Below are 26235 nucleotides of genomic sequence, written 5' to 3'. Positions count from 1 at the left end.
TTATTTTTGCCTTCGTGAGAAAATATGAAGTAGAAATATATGGTAAACTGGAAGAAATGCCGCATTTATTGGAAGGCGACTTTTTTCATAGCTTGGAGCTTTTTCAGATTCTTGAAAAAACACCCGGCATAACCCCTTTTATGGCTGTCGCCACACAGGAGAACAAGGTGGTAGGACAAATGCTCGTCATCCTCTATCACCGCAAATCTTTATTCCCACCTTATTTATATACGCACGCACACGCGTACGGAGAGGGACTTTATGCACCCGATACTGAACAGAATGCTATTTTCCCATTGTTACTCCGCAGCATAACTATCCACTTACACAAACGACTCTGCTTTTACATCGAGTTCTCCCGAATAAGCAAAAAGATGCTGGGTTACCGGGAATTCAGAAAATTGGGCTATGTACCTATTGCCTGGCAAGAGATACATAACTCCCTACACAGCAAACTTCCCCAAGAGCGACTCTCAGACAAACAAATTGCTATGATTGAAAGAATGAAGAAAAAGGGAATAAGTTGTAGAGAGGCAACTTCACCCGAAGACATCCATCGTTATCACCAGTTGCTCAAAAATTATTATCGGCTGAAAATTCGCCGTTTTGTTCCTGACGAAACATTCTTTCAGAAACTGAGTACAAGTAGTAATGCCAGAAACGTCATCATCACCTATAAGGACAAAGTGATTGGCGGCTATACCTGCATCTACAACCAAGGCAATGCCTTTCTTTGGTTTTCTGCATTCAAGAGAAAGACTTACATCCATCTGCATCCGGACACAATGACCATCTGGCAAGCACTCTCTGATGCACAGGAGCAGGATGCCCAACACCTCCACTTTATGGACGCAGGACTTCCGCTTAAGAGTAATCTCTACCGTGAATTCATTCTCGGTTTCGGAGGCAAACCTGTTACCAAGTTTCGCTGGTTCCGCTTCTATCCAAAAGTTATAAACCTGCTCCTCCACTGGCTATACAAGGATTAAGGAAAAGAGGTTCCGTGAGCCTATATAAAACATCTCCGAAACCTCTTTCTCTTTTTAAAGCGTAATTACACATACGCTCAAAAAGCACATTTTGACTATTAAAGCCAACGCCTCTACTCTTTCAAAGCACGGTCAAGCTGCTCCAAGCCGCGCTCTGTACAGAATCCACGAATCAGGCACAAAATATAATTGTCGTATATCTCCTGCATCGAATGAACACGATAGAGCTGATGGTGCATGATTTCCTCCATCATCACATGTCCTACGTCCATAACAACATTGAAGTCTACATCCTTACGGAAAAGCCCCTCCTTTACGCCAGCCTCAAAGAAACGTACACTCTCCTCCCGTTCATGAGCATGATTTTCCTGAAAGAATTTCACTACACGAGGCATCTTATGAACCTCCTCATAAAAAAGAACGCCCACCATCCCATTGCGCTCCATCTGCAATTTATAGACATAACTGATAATATCTATCACATTCTTCGCTTGGGTCTTGGCGAAGTCCTCTAACTTCGAACGATTTTCTTCTAGCTGACGCATCATACCAGCAAGCAACAATTCTTCTTTGTCACCGAAAATCTCGTACACAGTTCTCTTAGATACATGAAGTCCCTGTGAGATTTCATCCATCTTAACAGCTTTTACACCACGCTTATAGAATTCAGGCATCGCATAAGAGATGATTCTATCTTTCAGTTCTTGTCTATATTGATTGATTTCTGTCATTTTACTTGTTTGAAGACTATTTTTGTGCAAAGATACAAAAAAAAACAAAAAACCATTCTTTTTTACTAAGTTTTTTTGTACCTTTGCATAAACTTTTAAATTTCGTGCAAAAAATCCACGAATATGAAAGAAAAATAAACTTTAAACCAATATATTGTTATGGTAAAAATTACAAAAGAGGCGGCTTTAAGTTATCACGAGACTGGCCGTCCTGGCAAGATTGAGGTTAAGCCAACAAAACCTTATCACACACAAACTGATCTGAGCCTTGCTTATTCTCCTGGCGTGGCATTCCCATGTCTTGAGATCCAGCAGAACCCAGACGATGCATACAAGTATACTGACAAGGGTAACCTGGTTGCTGTTATCAGTAATGGTACAGCAGTGCTCGGACTTGGCGATATCGGTGCCATGAGCGGAAAGCCAGTGATGGAAGGTAAGGGATTGCTTTTCAAGATTTACGGTGGTGTGGATGTCTTCGATATTGAAATCGATGAAAAAGACCCAGAAAAGTTCTGTGAAGCCGTAGAGAAAATAGCTCCTACATTCGGTGGAATCAACTTGGAGGACATCAAGGCACCTCAATGTTTCTACATCGAGGAGCGTCTGAAAAGAACTCTCGATATCCCTGTTATGCACGATGACCAGCATGGTACTGCTATCATCTCTGCAGCAGGTTTGAAGAACGCTCTTGAGGTAGCAGGAAAGAACATTGCCGATGTAAAGATTGTCGTAAATGGTGCTGGTGCAGCTGCTATCAGCTGTACAAAACTCTACGTAGCACTTGGTGCACAGGTAAAGAACATCGTTATGCTCGACTCTAAGGGTGTCATTACCAACGACCGCGAAAATCTGACAGAGCAGAAAAAGCTCTTTGCAACAGACCGCCGCGATGTCCATACACTCGAAGAGGCTGTGAAAGGCGCCGATGTATTCGTAGGACTCAGCAAGGGTAACGTGCTCTCCAAGGATATGATTCGCTCTATGGCAGACAACCCTATCGTTTTCGCTCTTGCCAATCCAGTACCTGAGATCAGCTACGAGGACGCTATGGACAGCCGCCCTGACGTATTGATGTCAACTGGCCGTTCAGATTATCCTAACCAGATTAACAATGTAATCGGTTTCCCATACATCTTCCGTGGTGCACTCGATGTTCACGCCCGTGCTATCAACGAAGAAATGAAGATGGCTGCTGTTCATGCAATTGCCGATTTGGCTAAGCAGCCGGTTCCTGATGTAGTAAACGATGTTTACCACGTTAACGATCTTACATTCGGTCCTAAATACTTCATTCCGAAGCCTGTAGATCCACGTTTGATTACAGAAGTTTCTGCTGCCGTAGCTAAGGCTGCAATGGAAAGTGGTGTGGCTCGCACCCCTATCACAGACTGGGAGAAGTACAAGCAGGATTTGCGCCAGCTGCTTGGTCAGGAGACCAAACTGACCCGCAAGCTCCACGATACAGCGCGCCTTCACCCACAGCGTGTAGTATTCGCAGAAGGTGGCAACCCAACTATGCTGAAGGCTGCAGTCCAGGCAAAACAAGAGGGCATCTGCCAGCCAATCCTGTTGGGTAACCCAGACCGCTTGAACCGTGTTGCTAGCCGTTTGAAACTTGACCTTTCAGATATTGAGATTGTAGATATGCGTGCCGATAACGAACAGGGCCGCCGTGCTAAGTTTGCCAAGCATCTGGCAGAGAAGCGTGCTCGCGAGGGCTACAGCTTCGAGGAAGCTTATGATAAAATGTACGAGCGCAACTACTTCGGTATGTCAATGGTAGAACAGGGTGATGCTGACGCATTCATCACTGGTCTTTACACAAAGTACAGCAATACTATTAAGGTGGCAAAAGATGTAATTGGAATCCGTGAGCCATATAAGACTTTCGGTACCATGCATATCCTTAACACCCAGAAGGGTATTTATTATATCGCAGATACGCTCATCAACCGTCACCCAGACGAAGATGTGCTGATCGATGTTGCTAAGCTGTCTGCAGGTACAGTGAAGTTCTTCAATGAAGAGCCGGTTATGGCCATGTTAAGCTACTCTAACTTCGGTACAGATAACATTGGCTCACCTGTTAAGGTAAAGAAAGCCGTTGCTGAGATGCAGAAGGAGTTCCCAGAACTCGCTATCGATGGTGAGATGCAGGTAAACTATGCACTCAACAGGGATCTGCGCGACGAGAAGTACCCATTCTCCCGCCTCAAGGGCAAAGACGTCAACACTTTGGTGTTCCCTAACTTGAGTAGCGCCAATGGTGCATACAAACTTCTCCAGGGTTTGAATCCTGAAGCTGAGATTATCGGTCCTATCCAGATGGGATTGAATAAACCTATCCACTTCACTGACTCAGAAAGTAGTGTACAGGATATCGTAAACATCACAGCAGTAGCTGTCATTGATGCTTACGTAGAGAAAATCAAGAAGCAGAAGTAATCACTTTTTTCCTGATTCGAACAAACAGAATAAGATAATAGTATTTTCCATAAACAGGTTAGCGCTTCTGCGCCAACCTGTTTTTATTTTCTCTACTTCACTACTCATCTCAAAAGTTCGTCTCTTTATACTTTTGAAGATATCCAAACAAAAACAAAAAACAACAAAAATGCAATCGATTACGCAGTCTTTCTTATTAAAATAAGTTAATTAATACTCTTGTGCGCCCACACAATAGAATCACTACAAAAATAATCAAATAAATATTTGGTGATTTGAAAAATATCGTGTATCTTTGCAACCAGTTATCCTGAAAACAATCTTTTTTACCTTAATGGAAACTAATACCTATTGAAGATTTGGAGCGGTAGCCTGTGAAGGTCATCGCTTTTTTCTTTTTATACACCTCCTCCATCAAATAGCATATAGCATATATTGTTCCCAAGAAGAAAGTATACAATTAAAAGGTAATATCACTTGAGTCGGAAGACCTGCTGACTGCAGTCAGCAGACCTGCCGACTATAGTGAGCAGACCTGCTGACTAGGCTCAGCAGAGCTGCTGACACTAGTCATAACTTTAACGAAGGTATCTTCTTGAACCAGAGAAGTCGTGTCCTTGAACCTAAGGAGACATCTCCTTGAACCAGAGAAGACATATCATTGAACCTAAGGAAGTATATCATTGAACCAGAGGAGACATATCATTGAACCTAAGGAAGTATATTATTGAACCCAATAAAGAACATTATACTATTCACGAGTCCCTTATCTGGTAGCAAATAATCGGTATTCTTATAAAAAACAGGCTTTTCTGTTAAATATTTCTAAAAAGCAATCTTTATTTCCCCAACATTTTGTTCATATCAAAGATAATTTGTAATTTTGCACCCCGAATGCTCATGGATTGGGCAAATGTTACAGAAAAGTTTAGTTCGAAGGGGCTCAAAGAAGATCCGGCACAATGCAGGACGCCTCCCGAAGAAACCCGTTTATATAATTAATTTAATGTACGCAATTGTAGAAATTAACGGTCAGCAGTTCAAGGCTGAGGAGGGCAAGAAGCTCTTTGTACATCACATCAAGGATGTTGAGGCAGGTCAGACTGTTGAGTTCGACAAGGTTTTGCTCGTTGACAAAGACGGCTCAATCACTGTCGGTGCACCAGCTGTAGAGGGTGCAAAAGTAGTAGTAGAAGTAGTGAACCCACTCGTAAAGGGTGACAAGGTAATCGTCTTCAAGATGAAGCGCCGCAAGGACTATCGCAAGAAGAATGGTCATCGTGCTCAGTTCACTGAAGTATCAATCAAATCTGTAATCGCTTAAAATTAGGAGGAATTAGAAAATGGCACATAAGAAAGGTGTTGGTAGTTCTAAGAACGGCCGTGAATCAGCTTCACAAAGATTAGGCGTTAAGATCTGGGGTGGTCAGAGCATCATCGCAGGTAACATCATCGTTCGTCAGCGTGGTAACAAGCACTTCCCAGGTGAGAATGTAGCTCAGGGTAAGGATGATACATTGTATGCTTTGGCAGATGGTATCGTTTACTTCCACAAGGGTCGCAAGGACAAGAGTACAGTTTCTGTTCTCTCTCCAGAGGTTTACGCTGAGAAGACCAAAAAAGCTGACGCTTAATTTTTAAAGTTTTAGAAAAAACTATTCCAAACAAACAACATAGAAGCCTGCTCATACCTAGAGCAGGCTTTCTTCGTTTATATAAGTTTTTAGGCACGGATTACACCCCCTTCTAAGCTCCTTAACCCTGTAAAACCACAAAAAAACTTTAATTCTACCCTTCCCTGTAAAAAAGTCAGCAATTTTTTACGCTATCACAATTTTTTTTTGTACTTTTGCCTACAAATAGTAAATTATTTAATTAAAAGACATTTTATGCTTACACTTAAACTTATCAGTGAGGAAACTGAACGTGTAGTTAAGGGTCTCGAAAAGAAGCATTTTCCAAATGCTCGTGAGGCCGTAGAGAAAGTTTTGGAGTACGACAAGATTCGTCGTGAAGCTCAACAGAAGTTGGATAACAACAAGCAGCAGGCTAACCAGTTTGCTAAGCAGATTGGTGCCCTTATGAAGGAAGGTAAGAAAGAGGAAGCTGAGAGCGCAAAGGCTCAGGTAGCTATGCTCAAGGCAGACGCTAAGGCTCTTGAAGAGATCATGGAGAAAGCACAGAACGATATGACCAACCAGTTGCTCGAAATTCCTAACATCCCTTGCGAGCAGGTTCCTGAAGGTAAGGACGCAGCCGACAACGTTGTTGTGAAAGAAGGCGGCGAAAAGCCAAACCTCGGCGAGGATGCTCTCTGCCATTGGGATCTCTTGAAGAAATACAATCTTGTTGACTTCGACCTCGGCGTTAAGATTACTGGCGCAGGTTTCCCTGTATATATCGGCAAGATGGCTCGTTTCCAGCGTGCGCTTGAGGCATTCTTCCTCGATGAGGCTCGCAAGAGCGGATATCTGGAGATTCAGCCTCCTTACGTAGTAAACGAGGACTCTGGTCGTGGTACCGGTCAGTTGCCAGACAAGGAAGGTCAGATGTATCATGCTAATCTGGATAATCTCTTCCTCATCCCTACTGCTGAGGTTCCTGTAACCAACATCTTCCGCGATGTTATTCTTGATGAGAAAGATCTCCCTATCAAGCGTTGTGCTTACTCAGCTTGTTTCCGTCGTGAAGCAGGTAGCTATGGTAAGGACGTTCGCGGTTTGAACCGCCTGCACCAGTTCGACAAGGTAGAGATTGTTCGCATCGATAAGCCAGGTCACTCTTACGAGAGTTTGAACGAGATGCTCGACCATGTTGAAGGTCTTTTGAAGAAGTTGGAATTGCCATACCATATCCTCCGTCTCTGCGGTGGTGATATGAGCTTCACCTCTTCTATCTGCTACGACTTCGAAACATGGAGTGCTGCACAGGGTCGCTGGTTGGAAGTTTCATCAGTATCTAACTTCGAGAGCTATCAGGCTAACCGTCTCCACTGCCGCTATCGCCATACAGATGACAAGAAGATTGAACTTTGCCACACATTGAATGGTTCAGCACTTGCCTTGCCACGTATAGTAGCAACCATCTTGGAGAACAATCAGACCCCAGAAGGAATCCGCGTACCTAAGGTATTGGTTCCATACTGCGGTTTCGAGATGCTTGATGACAAAAATTTCGATTAATTTGAAGTATCGGTAAGACTTTCTGTTTTTCTCGATTACACAAAACATTCGAAAAAAACAAAAATAACATATATTGTACGAGGATAACTTCGACTGCCACAAAGGTAGCCGATGTTATCCTTTTGCATTTTTATGTACCATGAAGCAAACTCTAAACAGCTAACCAGAAATATTAATATATCAGCATTAAGAATTTTAATAGCCCATGAACAAGATTATCAAGAAAGTACAATACTCAGAGAAAGTATTCCGCTTCGATGTAGAAGCACCACTTATTGCCAAGAGCCGAAAGGCAGGTAACTTTGTTATCATCCGTGTAGACAACAACAGCGAGCGTATGCCGCTGACCATTGCTGATGCTGACATTGAGAAAGGAACCATCACACTGGTTGTGCAGAAGGTAGGTCTTTCATCTACCAAACTCTGTGCATTGAATGAAGGCGATAAGATTCACGATGTGGTGGGACCACTTGGAAATCCTACACATATCGAGAACTTCGGAACAGTCATTTGTGCCGGAGGTGGTGTAGGCGTAGCTCCTATGCTCCCTATCATCAAGGCACTGAAAGCCGCAGGAAACAGAGTACTTTCCGTAATTGCGGGTAGGAACAAAGAACTCGTGATTATGGAAGATGAAGTGCGTGCATCCAGCGATGAACTCATCATCATGACCGATGACGGAAGTTACGGCGAGAAGGGTGTTGTAACCGTAGGAATCGAGAAGTTTATCAATCAGGAGCATATCGATAAGGTTTTCGCCATCGGTCCTCCTATCATGATGAAGTTCTGCTGTCTCCTGACCCAGAAATATAATCTTTCCACAGACGTTTCGCTCAATACCATCATGGTGGATGGAACCGGTATGTGCGGTGCCTGCCGCCTGACCATCGGTGGCAAGACCAAGTTTGTCTGCATCGACGGTCCTGAGTTTGACGGCGCCCTGGTAGATTGGGACGAGATGTTCAAGCGCATGGGCACTTTCAAGAATGTTGAACGCGAAGAGATGGAACACTTCGAAGAGCACCTTGCAACTGTAAACGCAGAAAAGAAGAAAGAAACTACGGATGTAACCATGGACGTAGAACCTACAGGTGCGAGCATCGAAGAGTTAACCGACCGTAACGCTAAGTGGCGCAAGGAGTTACGCGCTTCGATGAAAGCAAAAGAACGCACAGCTATAGAGCGCATAAAGATGCCAGAACTTGACCCTCTTTATCGTGCCACAACCCGTACGGAAGAGGTAAATATCGGTTTAACCAAGGAAATGGCTTTGACCGAAGCCAAGCGCTGTCTCGACTGTCCTAAGCCTACCTGTATGGAAGGGTGTCCGGTAAGTATCAACATTCCTTCCTTCATCAAGAATATAGAGCGGGGCCAGTTCCTTGCCGCAGCCAAGGTTTTAAAGAACACCTCTGCCCTACCTGCCGTTTGCGGACGAGTTTGTCCACAGGAAAAGCAATGCGAAAGCAAGTGTGTACATCTCAAGATGAACAAGCCTGCTGTAGCTATCGGATACCTGGAGCGTTTTGCTGCCGATTACGAACGCCAGAGTGGAAACATCTCTGTACCAAAGTGCGATGAACCTAATGGCATCAAGATAGGTGTAGTTGGTTCAGGACCTTCCGGATTGAGTTTTGCAGGCGATATGGCAAAGAAGGGATTCGACGTTACCGTCTTTGAAGCATTACACGAGATTGGCGGTGTATTGAAATATGGTATTCCTGAATTCCGTTTGCCTAATGCTATTGTAGATGTAGAGATTGAGAATCTTCAGAAGATGGGCGTAAAGTTTATTACAGACTGCATCGTAGGCAAGACCATTTCCGTAAAAGATCTGGAAGAACAAGGATTCAAGGGAATCTTCGTTGGCTCAGGTGCGGGTCTGCCAAACTTCATGAATATTCCTGGAGAGAATGCCTTGAACATCATGTCTTCTAACGAATATCTTACCCGTGTAAACCTGATGGATGCAGCCAATCCTCATAGCGACACCCCTATCAACTTGGGTAAGAAGGTGGTTGTTGTAGGCGGCGGAAATACAGCTATGGACAGTTGCCGTACTGCAAAACGACTCGGAGCAGACGTAACCTTGGTATATCGCCGTTCAGAGGCAGAAATGCCTGCTCGACTCGAAGAGGTGAAGCATGCCAAGGAAGAAGGAATCAATTTCTTTACATTACACAATCCTAAAGAATATGAGGCAGACGAGAAGGGCGCAGTAAAGGCTGTAGTCCTCGATGTGATGAAGCTTGGCGAACCAGATGCCAGCGGCCGTCGTCGTCCAGAAGCTACAGGAGAGACCATTAAGTTGGAGTGCGACCAGGTAATTGTTGCCGTAGGAGTAAGTCCTAATCCACTCGTTCCACAGAGTATCGAAGGACTGGAACTCGGCCGAAAGAACACCATTGCCGTAAACGACCAGATGCAGAGTTCCATCGAAGAAATCTACGCTGGCGGAGATATCGTACGAGGGGGAGCCACAGTAATCCTTGCCATGGGAGACGGCAGAAAGGCCGCTCTCAATATGAGCGAAAAATTATTGAATAAGAAATAAGAAAACGGGAAACAATAAAGGGCAGTCATGCATCACGCAGACTGCCCTTTCCTTTTCTCGTATGTAATGTTATAAAATGAAATGTAGTTCGTACATATATTTATTAATAATTGGACTCAAACACTATTTCAGATTAATACGAAGTCCGAACTGGAGATTAAAATTCCACTTCTTATCTTTAAACGTATTTTCTATTTCGCTGCCATTATCAAAATAATATTTTGCACCTGGCTCAATATAGAAGCCCACTTGTGGTGTAACATCATACTGTGCACCCAGCGAAGCCTTACCCGAGAACTGAACGCCATCACGTTTCACGTCCTCTTTATGACCAGAAACCTTTGTATCATTCTTTACGTTGAAATCGGCTTCTCCACCCACCATTACGTACGCATGAAAGCCTCCCGTGCTCCAAACCTCATAGTTTAAACCAAGTGGAACACCCACATAATGCAAAACCTGATGTGTATCAAATTCTGAAACACCATAAGATTTGAAATCAGAAGCAACACGCGTATAAACGACACCGGTACTCAAAGACAAACGAGGCGCAAGTCCGATACCAACCTGAGCACCTATAGCCAAAGGAGCATGATGTTTCGCTTCAACATATTTCGGTATTGCATATCTTAAAGGAGAAGCAGCAGCCAGGAAAACACCATGATCAGCAAAGCCGTCACCAGCAAGAGGATCTGAAGACGCATACATACCGTTTGACATTCCTTCACTGCCAGAGCCCAGACTTACATTCTCTGCATACAGGTTCATGGTCCAGTTCTGTTCATACTTGTCCTTATAACTGCGTTCAAAATGACCATCCTGCGCCCTGCCTGCATAAAGCTTTTGCCCCCCATCTGCTTCCAACGGCTTGGTTGCATGATTAGAAGAAACGGCCATCTGTCTTTCAGAATCCTCATTTTGCTTTTGCAAAACAGATAATTCCCGACTATTTACCTCTGCATTAACAGACTGTTCTGGCATTTCTACCTCTGCTGCAAGCATTACTTCATTATCAGCAGCAACAGTCCTCTCCTGGAAAGAGACAGAAGATTTTCTATGGTTCAATTGACACCCCGATGAATGGCGATTCACCTGATGTGCAGATGCATTGTTTTCAGCAAGCAAGATTGCATTTTTACTTCCTGCCGATTGTGCTTCTGCACGGACAGCAGAAGAAGTCCTGCTTGAACCTGGTGCTGTAGAGAAAGAACTCTGAACAGCTAAGTTAGCCTGTACCGGTTCATCATCATGCAGATAAACATAACTGCCTCCTACTCCCAATAAAGCAATCGCTGCAGCTACTGACCATCTTTTCAAGACAACATAACGAGCCTGTGGTCTCTTTTTTACATCAGTTTCCTCATCACCAACCTTTTTTGACTGAGCAAGCGATTGTTCTATCTCAGCCCACAAGTCGTGGCTAACAGGCTCTTGGTAGTCTGCCAACTGATCTCGAAGTTTATTTGTCCAATCGTTACTCATTACTTTTCTCGTTTATATGATTCAACTCTTTATTATCACTACAATCTGCCTGGCTCAGATAATCTTTCACCTTTTTGCCCAACAGTTTTTTCGCCCGCAAATATTGTGAAGCAGAACTGCTTTCTTTGATGCCTAACAGCTGTGCAATTTCTTTATGGCTTTTCTGTTCAAAAACAAACATGTTAAGAACCAGTCTGTACCCATCAGGCAATTCTCCTATCATTCTTGTCAGTTCTGCAGGCGGAACTCTTTCTACTTCAGGCTCTTCATCCTCAATAGCATCGGGAACTTCGTCCAAGATAGTGAAGCGCTTTTGCTGCCTTACAAAGTTGACAGCTTCATTTGTCACTATCCGCAAGAGCCAAGCCTGAAGAGCGCCCTCACCCCGATATTCAAACTTTGAAATGCCGGAAAAGACTTTTATAAAACTATCTTGCACTACATCTTCAGCATCATCGCGCATAGGGACATACCTCAGCGCTACGGCCATGGCATACCCCACATAGCGTTCGTACAATCTGTGCATGGCTGCCCGACTGCCGCTATTGATGTCGTCTAAGAGTTCCTTTTCCGATTCCAATTTCAAATTCTTTTTAATGATTAAACGATACAAAGAGAAAACCTTGCATCAAAAATGAACTTTTTTTTGATGCAAGGCACTTTTTTATATTTTTATATAGATTGAAGGCTATTCGGCACCTTGTTTCCCGGCGCATTCAAGCCCTGTTTCTATATTATTCTATAGAGAACACTTTACCTTCCTGAGTAAGATAACTTTCCGTAAACACCTCTTTAGCTTCATTCAACAATACCTCTTCATTATTATATCGTGCACTATAATGTCCCAGAAGAAGTTTGCCTACACCCGCATTTCTGGCTATAGTTGCAGCCTGTCGAGCCGTACTGTGATAATAGAGTTTAGCCCTATCCCCATTCTCTGAAGTATAAGTGCTCTCATGATAAAGCACCGTAACCCCCTTTACCTTTTCTGCCAACCCCGGAACAAACCGGGTATCACTGCAATAAGCATAACTGCGGGGAGTAGCGGCAGGCATTACCAATCTGGCATTAGGTATTACATCCCCCTCTTTCGTTGTCCAGTCAGCTCCATTCTTGATGTTATTAATCTGGCTTACAGGAATCTCGTAATAATCTATCATATCACGACGGATATGAGGCAATGTCGGTTTCTCTCTGAAAATGTAACCACAACAAGGCACACGATGCTGCAGAGGAACGGTTTCTACGGTTACAGAATGATCTTCATAAACTACTTGCGACTTTTCGGTATCTACAGGAACAAAATCGATTTGATATTCCATTCCCTGCAGGAAGAAATCAATCTGACGCTTAAACAAATCTCCGTAACTTTCTGGTGCATAAACTTTTAACTTAGCCGTTCTGCCCAGCATACCTAAGGTAGAAAGAAGTCCCAGCAAGCCAAAGCAATGGTCACCATGAAGATGCGAAATAAAGATAGCATTTATCTTAGCAAAGTGAACATGAGTACGACGGAACTGCATCTGGGCACCCTCTCCACAATCCATCATAAAGCATTTGCCACGCATCTCAATAATCTGGGCCGAGGCACTATGCTGAAGAGTGGGCAAAGCACTGCCACACCCCAATATATGTACTTTAAATGGTTCCAAAACTAAATCATAAATTACAGGTTCAACATGATGACCTTACTCTTGGCGCTTGAAAACAAAGATGCCCTGAGTGTTCTCCAACATAAGACTGTCAGAACCTAATTTGTCAATGGCAAAAGTATCCTTATTCAGCAAAAGTTTACCATTGAGTATCTTCCAGCTAGTCCAAGGATTAGTTTCAGCCTTCACATTGTTCTTCACCTGTCCACCTTCCAAGATATCAAAATTCTTATCCAGAGAAGTCCATTTACCCAAGAGGGATGTCAGATTGATAATCTTCTGGGCCATCATCTCTCCATCCTCTGCCTTATAACCGATAAGAGCAATACGGTCGCCAGCCAGCAATCCTCCCTGAACAACATCAGGATTCTCATCGTCAATAAACACCGAAAGGGTGTCACCACCATCAGAAATCAGCTCCAGATTATGCATAGAGGTTCCCTCACCGCATACACCATAGATGGTAGAATCGTTCATCGCATCCTCTACCGCTACCGAATCTGCTGCACTGATAACAGGAACATTATTTTTGTTTTTACAACTGTTGGCTGCGAAAAGCGCCACCAAAGCTATTGTTACATAAACTAATTTCTTCATAACACTTTAGTTTTTATTATTATATTGATGAGTCGATAAGATTATCTGATTCACCGTTATTTATCATCCTTTTTCTCCTGAAGTTTTGCTTCATCCCATAGTTTATCCATTTCTTCCAAGCTCATATCTTTCAAGTTTTTACCTTGCTTTAAGCTATGATCTTCTACGTAGTTGAAACGGCGGATAAATTTCTGGTTGGTTTTCTCCAGCGCATTATCCGGATTGAGTTTATAGAGACGTGCTGCATTGATTACTGAGAAGATGAAATCGCCCAATTCCTGGGTAGAATTCTCTTTGTCGCCTTTAGCCAGTTCCACCTTGAGTTCTTCCAGTTCCTCCTGCACTTTGTCCCACACATCTTCTTTTTCTTTCCAGTCGAAGCCTACATTTCTAGCCTTGTCCTGAATGCGATAAGCCTTGATAAGAGACGGAAGAGAATTAGGGACACCGCTTAACACCCGCTCATTTCCATCCTTCTCCTGCTGCTTGATCTGTTCCCAGGTTTTCTCAACAGAAGTAGCAGTTTTCGGCTTACTGGCGCCAAGAGCCAAGGTTTCTTCCGAACTGGCAGTTCCAGCCTTCCCGGTTTCTGCTTCTTCAGACTCTCTATATACCACCTGTCCCTCATCGTTGATATACATATCAGGATTCGAAACCGTCCAATTTCCTTCCTCCTTCCAGTTGATGAAAGGATGGCGGAACATCAATTTATCTGCCTCCTGATTGCAGACATCGCAAATATCGAACTCACCGTCTTCTCTGCCGATGATGCTATAGAACATCACGTGCTCCAACACATCGCCCAACTCCTTCTTGATATCCTTGTAATCGTGCTTCATCAAGGCGTCACAAAGTTCGAAAGTCTCCTCGATCGTATTCGGACGAAGACTCTCGAATGTCTGCTTTTTATCCCATGGACACTGCAGGCGCAAACGGTCCTGCACATCCAGCAAGCGGCTGAACGCCGCCATTTTTTCTTCTTTCGTATGTCCTTTTCCTGTATTACTAACCATCGTTTTGTGCAAAAATTAATAATTTTGATGCAAAGATAGTATTTTTCGCCCAAAAATTAGTATCTTTGCACCGTTTTTTAAAGAAAAAGACAGAAAAAGAATAAAAATTAGATATAAACAATGGAATTAGCAAGTAAATACGATCCACAAGCAGTGGAAAGTAAATGGTATCAGTACTGGCTCGACAACAAGCTTTTCAGCTCTAAGCCAGATGGTCGTGAACCTTATACAGTGGTTATCCCTCCACCAAACGTAACGGGTGTGCTCCACATGGGACACATGCTCAACAATACTATCCAGGATATTCTCGTTCGCCGTGCTCGCATGGAGGGCAAGAACGCATGTTGGGTACCAGGTACCGACCATGCCAGTATCGCTACCGAGGCAAAGGTTGTAAACCGCCTCGCTCAGCAGGGCATAAAGAAGACCGACCTTACCCGCGAGGAGTTCCTCAAGCACGCTTGGGACTGGACTCACGAGCATGGTGGCATCATCCTCAAGCAGCTCCGCAAACTCGGTGCCAGCTGCGATTGGGACCGCACAGCATTCACCATGGACGAGACCCGCTCTCGTGCCGTCATCCACGTATTCTGCGACCTTTACCAGAAGGGACTCATCTATCGTGGCGTGCGCATGGTTAACTGGGACCCTAAGGCTCAGACTGCGCTCTCTGACGAGGAGGTTATCTACAAGGACGAGCACTCTAAGCTCTACCACTTGAAGTATTATGTAGTAGAGCAGGACTGCCAGCAGGTGGATGAGGAGAATGCGATACACAAGGATGAGAAGGGATACTATGCAGTAGTAGCAACCACCCGTCCTGAGACCATCATGGGTGACTCTGCCATGTGTATCAACCCAGAGGATAAGAAGAATACCTGGCTGAAGGGCAAGCACGTAATCGTGCCTCTCGTAAACCGCGAGATTCCTGTCATCGAGGATACATACGTAGATATCGAGTTCGGTACCGGTTGCTTGAAGGTAACTCCAGCTCACGATATCAACGACCACGCACTCGGTTTGAAGCACGGTTTGGAAACCATCGATATCTTCAACGACAATGGTACCATCAGCGAGGCAGCAGGTCTCTATGTAGGTATGGACCGCATGGACGTGCGCAAGCAGATTTCCATCGACCTTCAGAACGCCGGTCTGATGGAGAAGATTGAGGACTATAATAATAAGGTGGGCTTCTCTGAACGTACCAATGTGCCTATCGAGCCAAAGCTCTCTACACAGTGGTTCCTCAAGATGCAGCACTTTGCCGACATCGCCCTTCCTCCAGTAATGGACGATGATATCGAGTTCTATCCTAAGAAGTACAAGAACACCTATCGCCACTGGTTGGAGAACATCAAGGACTGGTGTATCAGCCGTCAGCTCTGGTGGGGTCACCGCATCCCTGCCTACTACTTCGACAATGCCGGCAAGAAGGATTTCGTGGTAGCTGAGACTGCAGAGGAGGCTCTGAAGCTCGCTCAGGAGAAGAATGCCAACATCAAGGCTGAGGATCTTGAGCAGGAGAGCGACTGCCTCGACACCTGGTTCTCTTCATGGTTGTGGCCTATCTCTCTGTTTGATGGTATCGAGCATCCTGACAATGAGGAGATCAACTACTACTACCCTACTTCCGACCTCGTAACTGGTCCGGATATCATCTTCTTCTGGGTAGCACGTATGATCATGGCTGGCTACGAGTATCGTGGCAAGATGCCATTCAAGCACGTATATTTCACAGGTATCGTTCGCGATAAGCTCGGCCGCAAGATGAGCAAGAGTCTCGGTAACTCACCAGACCCATTGGTTCTGATTGACAAGTTTGGTGCCGACGGCGTTCGTATGGGTATGATGCTCAGTGCTCCAGCGGGCAACGACATCCTCTTCGACGAGAGCCTCTGCGAGCAGGGACGTAACTTCAACAATAAGATCTGGAATGCCTTCCGCCTCGTCAAGGGTTGGGAGACTGCAGATATCGAGCAGCCTAAGAGTGCAGAAATCGCCGTGAAGTGGTTTGACGCCAAGCTCAAGGAGGTGAACGAAGAGATGCAGAAGCAGTTTAAGGACTACCGTATCTCTGAGGCATTGATGACTGTATATAAGCTGTTCTGGGATGAGTTCTCATCCTGGTATCTGGAGATGGTTAAGCCAGCTTACGGCCAGCCTATCGACCAGAATAGCTACGATGCTACCCTCCGTTTCTTCGATGCCCTCCTGAAGATGTTGCATCCATTCATGCCATTCATCACCGAGGAGTTGTGGCAGCACATCTACGACCGCAAGGATGGCGAGAGCATCATGCGCGAGAAGCTGGATATTCCAGCACCTACAGCCGAGGAGCAGAAGTTGGCAGCCGACATCGAGGCAGTGAAGCAGATTATCGCCGGCGTTCGTACCGTGCGCAACCAGAAGAACATTGCCCAAAAGGAGCAGTTGTCTCTGCAGGTAGTAGGCAAGAACGATTTCGAGGCTTACAACGACGTAACGCTGAAGATGGCTAACCTCGACAAGATTGAGGTCATCGCCGAGAAGAGTGCCGATGCATCCAGCTTCATGGTAGGTACCGACGAGTTTGCCGTTCCATTGGGCGACCTCATCGACGTAGCTGCCGAGATTGAGAAGGCAGAGGCTCAGCTCAAGCACTTGGAAGGCTTCCTGATGGGCGTACGCAAGAAGCTCAGCAACGAGAACTTCGTAGCTCACGCACCTGAGAAGGTAGTAGCCCTGGAGCGCAAGAAGGAAAGCGACTCTGTTGAGAAGATTGCTGCCCTCAAGGCAACCATCGAGGAACTCAAGAAGAAGTAATAGTATTATATTTAATGTTGAATGTTGAGTGTAGAATGTTGAATTAGTCAAGCTGATTCGTTAGCAAGATTGCAACTCAACATTCAACATTCAACATTCAACATTTTTAATTATGATCAAGAAGCTTTTCACCTTATTTATATGTACGCTATCTCTAGCAGCAACTTTCACCAGTTGTGGCGATGAAGCTATTGATGTAGAAAGCGTCAATAAGCAGACTATCTTCGTCTTCTATCCTTGGACGGGTGGAACCAACACTTCCGGTCTCACAAGTTTTTTGGAAAACAACGTTGACAGTATCTGCGAAGGTATTGTTGCCAAGAAAGGCTTGAATAATTCGCGTGTAATGGTCTTCATAAGCCAGAATTACAGGAAGAGCTATCTCATTGATCTTCAGTATGACGGCAATACGAAAACCGTAATTCGCGACACTTTGAAAACATACGATGAAGCTACATATACTACAGCAGAAGGATTTGCAGAGATTCTGAATGAGGTGAAACGCCGTGCTGAAGCCCTGAATTATTCGCTCATTATCGGAGCTCATGGCTGCGGATGGACCTACAAGAGCGATTGGGTTCACTATCCCTATATGGCAAGACCTAATGCTGGTTTTGCTCAGAAAGGAAACACCAGCTACCCTACAGCTACCTGTAATTTCAGCGGAATACAGTTTGGACCCGATCCCAACAAACCTGTCACCCGTTTCTTCGGAAGTGTGAGTTTAGAAGAAAACGCTCTCGACGTTCCTACCCTGGCCGAAGGAATCAAACTCAGCGGCACCAAGATGCAATACATTCTCTTCGATGCATGCTATATGGGCAATGTAGAGACTGCATACGAACTGAAAGATGTTACCAATTTCATGATCAGTTCAAGTAGCGAAGTAATGGGAGCCGGCTATCCATACAAAACCATATGGAGTTACCTCAACAGTTCAGCACCCAACTACTCAGGATTAGTCAACGGAACTGTCAATTTCTACAAGAATAGTAGCGTTCCATTCTGCAACATGGCGGCCATCGACTGCAGACAGATGGATAATCTAGCCCAAGTGATGAAGGAAATCAATAGCAAATATACCCTCTCATCATCCGTTCCGCTCGATTCCATACAGCCTTTGGATGGTTTCTCTCCCAACCTCTTCTACGACATGAGCGTATACGTAGATAGTCTTGTTCCAAGCGGCTCTCTGAAAGACAAATTTAATTCACAGATGAAACTCACAATCAAAGCTGCTGCTCATACCGAACAGGCTTATACAGGGTTAATGAGTTATAAAGGTACAACCTTTAAAGTGAAAAATTATTGCGGTCTTTCTATCTCCGACCCTAGCCAGCACAGCGTAGCTATCAAGGGCAGAGAGAAAACCGGTTGGTGGAAAGCTACACACTAATAAGCTATGAAGAGCGAAAGAAACTCCTTATTGGCTTTTAAGAAAAATATTATATAAAAGAATACATGATGGAATATTTTATCATTGAGAATAACGGACAGCAAGCGGGTCCATTCAGCCTGGAGCAACTCGTCCAGAAGGCTATCACACCCGAAACCCTTGTTTGGGCACAAGGCATGAAAGACTGGACTCCTGCTTGGAAAATAGCAGAACTGAAGACTGTTCTTGAAACTGTAGAAGCAATCAAAGCTAATACAGCCAACAAAGAAAATGCAGAAGGAACATCAGCAGATGCAGCCGGCAACAACGGGACAGAAGCAGCAAACTTTCAGGCTGCAAACCAGCAGGGTTTCCAGCATGCACAGCAGGAAGCATACCAGCAAGGCTTTCAGCACGGCGCAGCAATGAACCAGGGCTACAGACAGGAACCGGAAAAGAAAAAATCGAGCAAGACCCTCTGGAAAATCATCTTAGGTCTTATCGTACTTCTCTTTCTGGTTTTCGCCATAACCAATCCAGGACCTGATGCCCACAAAGAAAAGGTAAAGACTGAGGCAGCCAAGGCTATCGACAAGGCTACAGAAACCAGTGATAACAACTTCTTCACCCAAAGCATCCGTTCCATTGCCAAAATGATGGCAGGAAGCGCTATTGATGAAGTGATGAACCAGCTCTTTGAATACCACAACTATATCGTATGCTCTAAGGGAACCGTTGAGTTTAATGGCAAGCAGCACATCGTAAGCTTCGGAATCCTTGGCAGCGTTTACACGATGAATGCTGATGATATGGTGAAGGCGCTGGAAGGTGCCGACAATCTGCAGATAGAAGAAACCACCAGCTCATCAACCGATGAATCCCCTTCGGTAAGCGATAATAACAGCGATGGTTCAGAAGAAGACGGACTGGGCACTTCCGTTCAGAAGAAACTGGAAGACAAGGCAAACCAGGCCATGGATCAGGCAGCCGACAAGGTAAGCAAGAAACTGGAAGAGAAAATCAACCAGAAACTCGATGAAGCAACCGATTCTTCAACCGTAGAAAAGATTCTCGACAAGATTCTGGAACTGATCTAGCATCAGAAATCCGAAGAAACATAAGAAATATGACACATTTCTCAATATGACAGCATGGCGGCTTGACGTATATCAAGCCGCCATTGCTGTTTAGTTGACGTGTATCAAAAAAAGCCCCTTTTTCATCATTTTGTCATGTCTTTGTGACAGATATTCAAGAAAAAGGCATTACCTTTGCACCAGAAAACAATGAGATTGTAATAAGGATAATGTAAAACAGGAGACCTCACATGGAGGCTCCACAAAGAAAGAAAGGAAACAAATTATGATGACGACAGTAATGATTCTTGCAGTTGTGGCAGCTATGATTGCCAAGGCTGTAAATGTAAACAGCAACATGGAGATGGGCAAGTAAAATTGACCACCGTTCATGAACAAAAGAAAATGGCAGAAATGCCGAGTATTAATTTTTTAAAAAAGGATAACGATTATGAAAACAATGTATGCAAACATCAAGAAGGCCTTGAAGGCTATTCTTGCAGATTACATGACCGCAATGGAATTGTATGGTGAGGCTTTGAACAGAAGCCGTGGTTGTGCTTGCGCATAAGGGTTCCAATCCCTTCATGCTGCGGCATAAACTATATTGAAAGCAAAAAGTAATTACGTTTAAATAAAGAAAAAGCGTGTAAGTTACCATACTTACACGCTTTTTTTGTATCTTTGCAACCGGTTAGTAAAAATTTTAAAAAGAAGAAACGATGAACTCACAAGATATGATCAGCAGGCTGGAATCGAAAGGCATCCGACCAACCGCCAACCGCATACTCGTAATGAAGACCCTGATGGGCGAACAGAACCCACAGAGTCTGAGCAATCTGGAACGAAAGATGGTTTCGATGGACAAGTCGAGCATCTTCCGTACCCTTACCCTCTTTCTGGAACATGATGTGGTACATGCCTTCGAAGATGGGCGAGGCGTACTCTGCTACGAACTCTGCGAAGAAAAAGGGGCTTGCGATCATCACGACGGGCATATTCATTTCTACTGCGAATCTTGCCAGCGTTCCTTCTGTATGGAGGATATCCATATTCCAAGTTTCGAGCTGCCCGAAGGCTTTTACCCTCACTCTATTTCCTTTGTCATCAAAGGCGAATGCCCGGATTGCAGAAAGAAACACCAGTAAAGCGAAAGGTGCATTCTGAGTTAATTTAGCATAAATATTTCTGAAATTCTATTGTTTTTCCGATATTATCATTACTTTTGCAAGCAATTATCACGGGGTGCTGAAAGATTCGGCTGAGATGATACCCATAGAACCTGATGCAGGTAATGCTGTCGCAGGGATATTTGATAGCGCTTATCGCATAAAGCCCCTATTCCATCGGTTAAGGAACATCGAGTAATTCGATACCTGAACTGGGATTAGGGGCTTTATTCTTTCTCTTAAGGCTTTCATCTGGAAGTTCACCGTGTTTGATTACATATTATCATATCGTCGCTTTCGGGCGATAGAAAAGCGTAAACAAACGGATTATTCATCATATAAAACGAACAGAATATGAAAGTAACTATCAACAACAAAGAGACCGAGACACAGGCTAAAACCATCAGGGAGTTAGCTCAGGAACTCGATTTGCCAGCTACAGGAGTTGCAGTAGCTATCAGTAACGAAATGGTGCCTCGTGATGAATGGGAAAACACAATCATCGCAGAAGGAGCAGACATCGTTATCGTAAAAGCGTTCTGCGGAGGATAACGGTCCCAGAATACTGCGGAAAAGAATCACCCAAAAGTACTTTTCCTACAGAAATGAAAACAAAAATAACAACTCTATTATAAAACAATGGAAAAATTAGTAATCGCAGGCAGAGAATTTAACTCACGCCTCTTCTTGGGCACAGGAAAGTTTAACAACAATGCCCTCATGGCTGAAGCCATCAAAGCATCAGAAACAGAAATGGTTACTGTTGCTATGAAACGTATCGAACTCGAAGACAAGCAGGACGACCTGCTCTCTCATATTGTGCAGAACCCAAATATCCAGCTCCTTCCAAACACCAGTGGCGTGCGCAACGCCGAGGAGGCTGTCTTCGCAGCACAGATGGCTCGAGAGGCTTTCGGAACCAACTGGCTCAAGCTCGAAATCCACCCAGACCCTCGCTATCTTCTTCCAGACTCTATCGAGACGCTGAAGGCTACCGAGAAACTGGTAAAGCTCGGTTTCGTGGTATTGCCATATTGCCAGGCAGACCCTACCCTCTGCAAGCACCTCGAAGAGGCTGGTGCTGCTACCGTGATGCCACTTGCTGCACCTATCGGTACCAACAAAGGATTGAGAATGAAGGACTTCCTGCAGATCATCATCGAGCAGGCTACTGTTCCAGTTGTAGTAGATGCAGGTATCGGTGCACCTAGCCACGCTGCCGAAGCTATGGAGATGGGTGCCAGTGCTTGCTTGGTTAACACAGCTATCGCTGTTGCAGGTGATCCTGTAGAGATGGCTAAGGCATTCAAGGAGGCAGTGGTATGCGGTCGCCGTGCTTACGAGGCAGGTCTCGGAGCCATCAGCGATTGTGCCGAGGCAAGTTCTCCTCTCACCGCATTCCTCAACGACTAATTATAATATAGATAATACAAAGGCATGAAGGATGAAGGCAAAGAAGCAAGAACGCTCTTTTTACCTTTTTACCCTTTTACCTTTTTACCTTTAAAAAATTATGCCAAACGATAAGAAAGCTTACGCCCAGAGAGAAAAGGCGTATATGCAGGGAAAACTCTTCCCACAGATCAAGGTTGGAATGACCAAGGTAAACCTCACTCCTACTGTTGTAAAGGATGAGCGCGGCATTCCACATACAGAACCAAACGCTCCGGTTTATATCTATGATACCAGCGGTCCTTACAGCGACCCTAACTATCAGGTAGATCTGAAGAAGGGCTTGCCAAGAATGCGCGAGCAGTGGATTCTCGACCGCAACGATACCGAGCTGCTCAAGGAGGTTACCAGCGAGTATGGCAAGCAGCGCCTTGCTGACCATAGCCTCGACCATCTCCGCTTCGAGCACATCCAGTTGCCTCGCCGTGCACAGGCTGGCAAGCATATCACCCAGATGGCTTATGCCAAGGCTGGCATCATCACTCCAGAGATGGAGTATGTGGCTATCCGCGAGAACATGAACTGCCAGGAGTTGGGCATCGATACCCATATCACCCCTGAGTATGTGCGCGATGAGATTGCCCGCGGACGTGCCGTTCTTCCTGCCAACATCAATCACCCGGAGAGCGAACCGATGATCATCGGCCGCAACTTCCTCGTGAAGATCAATACCAACATCGGTAACTCTGCCACTACCTCCAGCATCGAGGAAGAGGTGGATAAGGCTGTATGGTCTTGCAAGTGGGGAGGCGATACATTGATGGACCTCTCAACCGGCGACAACATCCACGAAACCCGTGAATGGATTGTGCGCAACTGCCCTGTGCCAGTAGGAACCGTACCTATCTACCAGGCTTTGGAGAAGGTAAATGGCAAGGTAGAGGATTTGAACTGGGAGGTATTCCGTGATACCCTCATCGAGCAGTGCGAGCAGGGTGTTGACTACTTCACCATCCATGCCGGCATCCGTCGCCACAACGTGCATCTCGCCGACAGCCGTCTCTGCGGTATCGTGAGCCGTGGCGGTAGTATCATGAGCAAGTGGTGTCTCTACCACGACCAGGAAAGTTTCCTCTATGAACACTTCGACGATATCTGCGACATCGTGGCACAGTATGACGTTGCCCTCTCTTTGGGTGATGGTCTGCGCCCAGGCTGTATAGCCGATGCCAACGATGCAGCCCAGTTTGCCGAGTTGGATACCATGGGCGAGCTTGTTACCCGTGCCTGGGACAAGAACGTGCAGGCATTCATCGAGGGTCCTGGCCACGTGCCATTGCAGAAGATCAAAGAGAACATGGAGCGCCAGCTCGACCACTGTCACGAGGCACCATTCTACACCCTCGGCCCATTGGTTACTGATATCGCTCCAGGTTACGACCACATCACATCAGCCATCGGTGGCGCCCAGATAGCATGGCTCGGCACCGCAATGCTCTGCTATGTAACACCAAAGGAGCACCTCGCCTTGCCTAACAAGGAAGATGTGCGCACAGGTGTGGTAACCTATAAGATTGCCGCTCATGCAGCCGACTTGGCAAAGGGTCATCCAGGTGCAACCATCCGCGACAACGCCCTCTCCAAGGCTCGCTTCGAGTTCCGCTGGAGAGACCAGTTCCACCTCTCCCTCGACCCAGAGCTCGCCTTAAAGTATTTCGAGGAGGCAGGTCATACAGACGGTGAGTACTGCACCATGTGTGGTCCAAACTTCTGCGCCGCCAAGTTGACACACGATTTGAGAAAGTTTAAAAAGTAAGAAAATGTTTTCAGACGAATTAAAGAATATCAGTTGGGAGGAGACCACGGAGCGCATAGCTCGAATGACCGACAATGATGTGCGTCGTGCCCTTGCCAAGGACCATTGCGATGTGAACGACTTCATGGCGCTGATTTCACCGGCAGCCGAGCCATACCTGGAGGTAATGGCGCGTCTTTCCCGCAAATATACCGAGGAGCGCTTCGGCAAGACCATGTCGATGTTCATTCCTCTCTACATCACCAATTCATGCTCTAACTCTTGCGTGTATTGCGGTTTCCATCGTGAGAATCCGATGGCTCGTACCATCCTCACCCCAGAGCAGATTGAGAACGAGTACAAGGCTATCAAGCAGTTGGCTCCATTCGAGAACATCCTTCTCGTTACGGGCGAGAACCCAGCCAAGGCTGGCACCCCTTATCTTGCCAAGGCAATCGACATCGCCAAGAAGTATTTCTCTAACGTGAAGATTGAGGTGATGCCGCTCTCTACTGAGGATTACAAGACCCTCGCCGACCACGGCATGAACGGCGTAATCTGTTTCCAGGAAACCTACAACCACGAGCACTACAAGCTCTACCACCCACGTGGCATGAAGAGTAAGTTTGAGTGGCGCTGCGATGGTTTCGACCGCATGGGTATGGCAGGTGTCCATTCCATCGGTATGGGTGTGCTCATCGGCTTGGAGAAGGAATGGCGCACGGATGTTGTGATGATGGCTCATCACCTGCGCTACCTGCAGAAGCATTACTGGAAGACCAAGTACAGCGTGAACTTCCCTCGTATGCGCCCTGCACAGAACGAAGGTTTCCAGCCAAACTGCTTCATGACCGATAAGCAGTTGGCACAGGCTACTTTCGCCATGCGTATTTTCGACCACGATGTAGATATCTCCTACTCTACCCGTGAGCCAGCCTACATCCGTGACAACATGGCAACACTGGGTGTCACCACCATGTCGGCAGAATCAAAGGTAAATCCTGGCGGTTATCATACCTATCCTCAGGCATTGGAGCAGTTCACCGTAAGCGATGAGCGTACCGCCAAGGTAATCAATGCGAGATTGAAGGAATTGGGCAGAGAGCCAGTCTGGAAGGATTGGGATGCCTCATTCGATTTCTTCGGAAATATCGCAAACGGATAAAGAAGATGTAATTAAACAGAATAAAAAAAAGAGTGTATCATAAATTCATGACACACTCTTTTTTGTTAATATTCTCAGACTGACGCCCCTATATCGCCCCCAGCCCATCAGCAACTTATCAGCCAATTCCCCCAAAATCATCAGTAAACAGCAACCTATAAACTATTAACTATTAATTGTAAATTACTAAAGTTTCGCAAGTGAATAAATATCAACTTGCTTGTTTATAAATATACATATTACGTAGCGTATGGGCAACAGGATTACTTTCGATGAAATCTGCCAGCAACTCTGTAGCATCTATAGAGTAACGCTCTGCTGCTTCCAGAACGAAGTCCAAAATGATAGCCCATAATTACCTGCGCACCATTAGATACAGCCGTAGTACTATCTACACCACAATATCTACCTATCACGAAAAGATCGGTCAAAACATAGAGAATCTGTAGGAAATAAGCCAGAATATAAGGTAACAGAAAGGTCGTGATATTCCCCCAAATGCTACCTTGTGTCAAGTCTGTTCTATTCATCGGTTGCAAAGATACGATAAAAAACAGAGTTACTCCATGCCGGGCATAGATACAAAAAAACTCCGGAGAACCAAGATTGATTCTTCGGAGTTTTTTGTACACCCTTAGGGATTCGAACCCTAGACCCACTGATTAAGAGTCAGTTGCTCTACCAACTGAGCTAAGGGTGCCTCTGCTAAAAGCTTTGTTTTCAAAAGCGAGTGCAAAGGTAATACATTTTTCTGAAACCACCAAACTTTTATGGATATTTTTTGATAAAAACTTTCATTTTATCCATCATGGT

Annotated in this window: 21 protein-coding genes, 1 tRNA gene and 1 riboswitch; of the genes, 14 read left to right on the top strand and 8 right to left on the bottom strand. The window is 45.2% G+C overall.

Translation table 11 applies throughout. From position 1 onward, the window contains the following. Positions 1-503: 503 nt before the first annotated feature. Positions 504-989, top strand: coding sequence for a GNAT family N-acetyltransferase (locus tag RCO84_RS04980; protein ID WP_254973191.1), 486 nt, complete (start codon positions 504-506; stop codon positions 987-989). Positions 990-1102: 113 nt separating this feature from the next. On the opposite strand, the gene RCO84_RS04975 is transcribed toward RCO84_RS04980, so the two are convergent. Further along, on the bottom strand, positions 1103-1720 hold the full coding sequence (locus tag RCO84_RS04975) for a TetR/AcrR family transcriptional regulator (RefSeq protein ID WP_144151520.1): 618 nt from the start codon (positions 1718-1720) through the stop codon (positions 1103-1105). Positions 1721-1879: 159 nt separating this feature from the next. Here RCO84_RS04975 and RCO84_RS04970 point away from each other — a divergent pair, with 159 nt between their 5' ends. From RCO84_RS04970 to RCO84_RS04950, 5 genes are all read left to right on the top strand, one after another. Further along, positions 1880-4168 carry an NADP-dependent malic enzyme gene (locus RCO84_RS04970; protein WP_144151522.1) on the top strand — a complete coding sequence of 763 codons (2289 nt, stop codon included), beginning with the start codon at positions 1880-1882 and terminating at the stop codon, positions 4166-4168. 1006 nt (positions 4169-5174) lie between these two features. Further along, a complete protein-coding gene (gene rplU, locus RCO84_RS04965; RefSeq protein ID WP_006848683.1) occupies positions 5175-5492 on the top strand; it encodes a 50S ribosomal protein L21 in 318 nt (105 codons plus the stop codon). A 19-nt stretch (positions 5493-5511) separates the two neighbouring features. Continuing rightward, positions 5512-5802 (top strand): 50S ribosomal protein L27, encoded by a 291-nt coding sequence (rpmA, locus tag RCO84_RS04960; RefSeq protein ID WP_006848684.1) that lies wholly within the window; start codon positions 5512-5514, stop codon positions 5800-5802. Positions 5803-6057: 255 nt separating this feature from the next. Then, on the top strand, positions 6058-7350 hold the full coding sequence (serS, locus tag RCO84_RS04955) for a serine--tRNA ligase (protein ID WP_006848685.1): 1293 nt from the start codon (positions 6058-6060) through the stop codon (positions 7348-7350). Between the two features lie 205 nt (positions 7351-7555). After that, entirely contained in the window at positions 7556-9904 is a 2349-nt protein-coding gene (locus RCO84_RS04950; protein ID WP_317584159.1) for a bifunctional dihydroorotate dehydrogenase B NAD binding subunit/NADPH-dependent glutamate synthase, read from the top strand. Between the two features lie 123 nt (positions 9905-10027). Here RCO84_RS04950 and RCO84_RS04945 read toward each other — a convergent pair whose 3' ends face one another. The 5 genes from RCO84_RS04945 to mazG all read right to left on the bottom strand — a co-directional run bounded on the left by RCO84_RS04945 (position 10028) and on the right by mazG (position 14648). Continuing rightward, the gene (locus RCO84_RS04945; protein WP_317584158.1) at positions 10028-11386 is read right to left on the bottom strand and encodes a hypothetical protein; all 1359 of its coding nucleotides are present in this window, start codon (positions 11384-11386) and stop codon (positions 10028-10030) included. After that, positions 11379-11972 carry an RNA polymerase sigma factor gene (locus RCO84_RS04940; protein ID WP_186292210.1) on the bottom strand — a complete coding sequence of 198 codons (594 nt, stop codon included), beginning with the start codon at positions 11970-11972 and terminating at the stop codon, positions 11379-11381. The genes RCO84_RS04945 and RCO84_RS04940 overlap by 8 nt, the downstream gene beginning before the upstream one ends. Positions 11973-12120: 148 nt before the next feature. After that, positions 12121-13038: a ribonuclease Z gene (locus RCO84_RS04935; protein WP_144151528.1), complete on the bottom strand. Its 918-nt coding sequence runs from the start codon at positions 13036-13038 to the stop codon at positions 12121-12123. 36 nt (positions 13039-13074) lie between these two features. Then, a complete protein-coding gene (locus RCO84_RS04930) occupies positions 13075-13635 on the bottom strand; it encodes a lipocalin family protein (protein ID WP_144151530.1) in 561 nt (186 codons plus the stop codon). A gap of 56 nt (positions 13636-13691) precedes the next feature. Beyond that, on the bottom strand, positions 13692-14648 hold the full coding sequence (gene mazG / locus RCO84_RS04925) for a nucleoside triphosphate pyrophosphohydrolase (protein ID WP_264910138.1): 957 nt from the start codon (positions 14646-14648) through the stop codon (positions 13692-13694). 120 nt (positions 14649-14768) lie between these two features. Between mazG and RCO84_RS04920 the strand changes: the two genes are divergently transcribed. The 8 genes from RCO84_RS04920 (at position 14769) to thiH (ending at position 25422) form a co-directional block, all read left to right on the top strand. Next, on the top strand, positions 14769-17450 hold the full coding sequence (locus RCO84_RS04920) for a valine--tRNA ligase (protein WP_317584157.1): 2682 nt from the start codon (positions 14769-14771) through the stop codon (positions 17448-17450). A 112-nt stretch (positions 17451-17562) separates the two neighbouring features. Continuing rightward, positions 17563-18846 (top strand): clostripain-related cysteine peptidase, encoded by a 1284-nt coding sequence (locus RCO84_RS04915; protein ID WP_317584156.1) that lies wholly within the window; start codon positions 17563-17565, stop codon positions 18844-18846. A 65-nt stretch (positions 18847-18911) separates the two neighbouring features. After that, the gene (locus tag RCO84_RS04910) at positions 18912-19922 is read left to right on the top strand and encodes a GYF domain-containing protein (RefSeq protein ID WP_317584154.1); all 1011 of its coding nucleotides are present in this window, start codon (positions 18912-18914) and stop codon (positions 19920-19922) included. Positions 19923-20623: 701 nt separating this feature from the next. Further along, positions 20624-21049, top strand: a complete 426-nt coding sequence (locus tag RCO84_RS04905; protein ID WP_006848696.1) for a Fur family transcriptional regulator — start codon at positions 20624-20626, stop codon at positions 21047-21049. An 83-nt stretch (positions 21050-21132) separates the two neighbouring features. After that, positions 21133-21227: riboswitch (TPP riboswitch) on the top strand. A 197-nt stretch (positions 21228-21424) separates the two neighbouring features. Then, positions 21425-21622 (top strand): sulfur carrier protein ThiS, encoded by a 198-nt coding sequence (thiS, locus tag RCO84_RS04900; RefSeq protein ID WP_006848697.1) that lies wholly within the window; start codon positions 21425-21427, stop codon positions 21620-21622. Positions 21623-21709: 87 nt separating this feature from the next. After that, positions 21710-22483: a thiazole synthase gene (locus tag RCO84_RS04895; RefSeq protein WP_022121898.1), complete on the top strand. Its 774-nt coding sequence runs from the start codon at positions 21710-21712 to the stop codon at positions 22481-22483. 100 nt (positions 22484-22583) lie between these two features. Next, complete coding sequence (thiC, locus tag RCO84_RS04890; protein ID WP_264900076.1) at positions 22584-24278, top strand: phosphomethylpyrimidine synthase ThiC; 1695 nt, start codon at positions 22584-22586, stop codon at positions 24276-24278. Positions 24279-24282: 4 nt separating this feature from the next. After that, positions 24283-25422 carry a 2-iminoacetate synthase ThiH gene (gene thiH / locus RCO84_RS04885; RefSeq protein WP_006848700.1) on the top strand — a complete coding sequence of 380 codons (1140 nt, stop codon included), beginning with the start codon at positions 24283-24285 and terminating at the stop codon, positions 25420-25422. A 263-nt stretch (positions 25423-25685) separates the two neighbouring features. On the opposite strand, the gene RCO84_RS04880 is transcribed toward thiH, so the two are convergent. Together RCO84_RS04880 and RCO84_RS04875 are read right to left on the bottom strand one after the other, a co-directional pair. After that, positions 25686-25952 carry a hypothetical protein gene (locus RCO84_RS04880; RefSeq protein WP_317584153.1) on the bottom strand — a complete coding sequence of 89 codons (267 nt, stop codon included), beginning with the start codon at positions 25950-25952 and terminating at the stop codon, positions 25686-25688. 97 nt (positions 25953-26049) lie between these two features. Further along, positions 26050-26122: transfer RNA gene (locus RCO84_RS04875), tRNA-Lys, on the bottom strand. Positions 26123-26235 lie beyond the last annotated feature (113 nt).

The sequence above is a fragment of the Segatella copri genome (genome assembly GCF_949820605.1).
Taxonomy (GTDB): domain Bacteria; phylum Bacteroidota; class Bacteroidia; order Bacteroidales; family Bacteroidaceae; genus Prevotella.
This window is presented reverse-complemented; position numbering and strand designations above follow the sequence as displayed.

What these genes read in the sequence shown, in the direction of transcription:
- RCO84_RS04980 (WP_254973191.1), top strand. Translation starts at nt 504, where the DNA reads ATGAAGAAAAAGGGAATAAGTTGTAGAGAGGCAACTTCACCCGAAGAC.
- RCO84_RS04975 (WP_144151520.1), bottom strand. Translation starts at nt 1,720, where the DNA reads ATGACAGAAATCAATCAATATAGACAAGAACTGAAAGATAGAATCATC.
- RCO84_RS04970 (WP_144151522.1), top strand. Translation starts at nt 1,880, where the DNA reads ATGGTAAAAATTACAAAAGAGGCGGCTTTAAGTTATCACGAGACTGGC.
- rplU (WP_006848683.1), top strand. Translation starts at nt 5,175, where the DNA reads ATGTACGCAATTGTAGAAATTAACGGTCAGCAGTTCAAGGCTGAGGAG.
- rpmA (WP_006848684.1), top strand. Translation starts at nt 5,512, where the DNA reads ATGGCACATAAGAAAGGTGTTGGTAGTTCTAAGAACGGCCGTGAATCA.
- serS (WP_006848685.1), top strand. Translation starts at nt 6,058, where the DNA reads ATGCTTACACTTAAACTTATCAGTGAGGAAACTGAACGTGTAGTTAAG.
- RCO84_RS04950 (WP_317584159.1), top strand. Translation starts at nt 7,556, where the DNA reads ATGAACAAGATTATCAAGAAAGTACAATACTCAGAGAAAGTATTCCGC.
- RCO84_RS04945 (WP_317584158.1), bottom strand. Translation starts at nt 11,386, where the DNA reads ATGAGTAACGATTGGACAAATAAACTTCGAGATCAGTTGGCAGACTAC.
- RCO84_RS04930 (WP_144151530.1), bottom strand. Translation starts at nt 13,635, where the DNA reads ATGAAGAAATTAGTTTATGTAACAATAGCTTTGGTGGCGCTTTTCGCA.
- mazG (WP_264910138.1), bottom strand. Translation starts at nt 14,648, where the DNA reads ATGGTTAGTAATACAGGAAAAGGACATACGAAAGAAGAAAAAATGGCG.
- RCO84_RS04920 (WP_317584157.1), top strand. Translation starts at nt 14,769, where the DNA reads ATGGAATTAGCAAGTAAATACGATCCACAAGCAGTGGAAAGTAAATGG.
- RCO84_RS04915 (WP_317584156.1), top strand. Translation starts at nt 17,563, where the DNA reads ATGATCAAGAAGCTTTTCACCTTATTTATATGTACGCTATCTCTAGCA.
- RCO84_RS04910 (WP_317584154.1), top strand. Translation starts at nt 18,912, where the DNA reads ATGATGGAATATTTTATCATTGAGAATAACGGACAGCAAGCGGGTCCA.
- RCO84_RS04905 (WP_006848696.1), top strand. Translation starts at nt 20,624, where the DNA reads ATGAACTCACAAGATATGATCAGCAGGCTGGAATCGAAAGGCATCCGA.
- thiS (WP_006848697.1), top strand. Translation starts at nt 21,425, where the DNA reads ATGAAAGTAACTATCAACAACAAAGAGACCGAGACACAGGCTAAAACC.
- RCO84_RS04895 (WP_022121898.1), top strand. Translation starts at nt 21,710, where the DNA reads ATGGAAAAATTAGTAATCGCAGGCAGAGAATTTAACTCACGCCTCTTC.
- thiC (WP_264900076.1), top strand. Translation starts at nt 22,584, where the DNA reads ATGCCAAACGATAAGAAAGCTTACGCCCAGAGAGAAAAGGCGTATATG.
- thiH (WP_006848700.1), top strand. Translation starts at nt 24,283, where the DNA reads ATGTTTTCAGACGAATTAAAGAATATCAGTTGGGAGGAGACCACGGAG.
- RCO84_RS04880 (WP_317584153.1), bottom strand. Translation starts at nt 25,952, where the DNA reads ATGAATAGAACAGACTTGACACAAGGTAGCATTTGGGGGAATATCACG.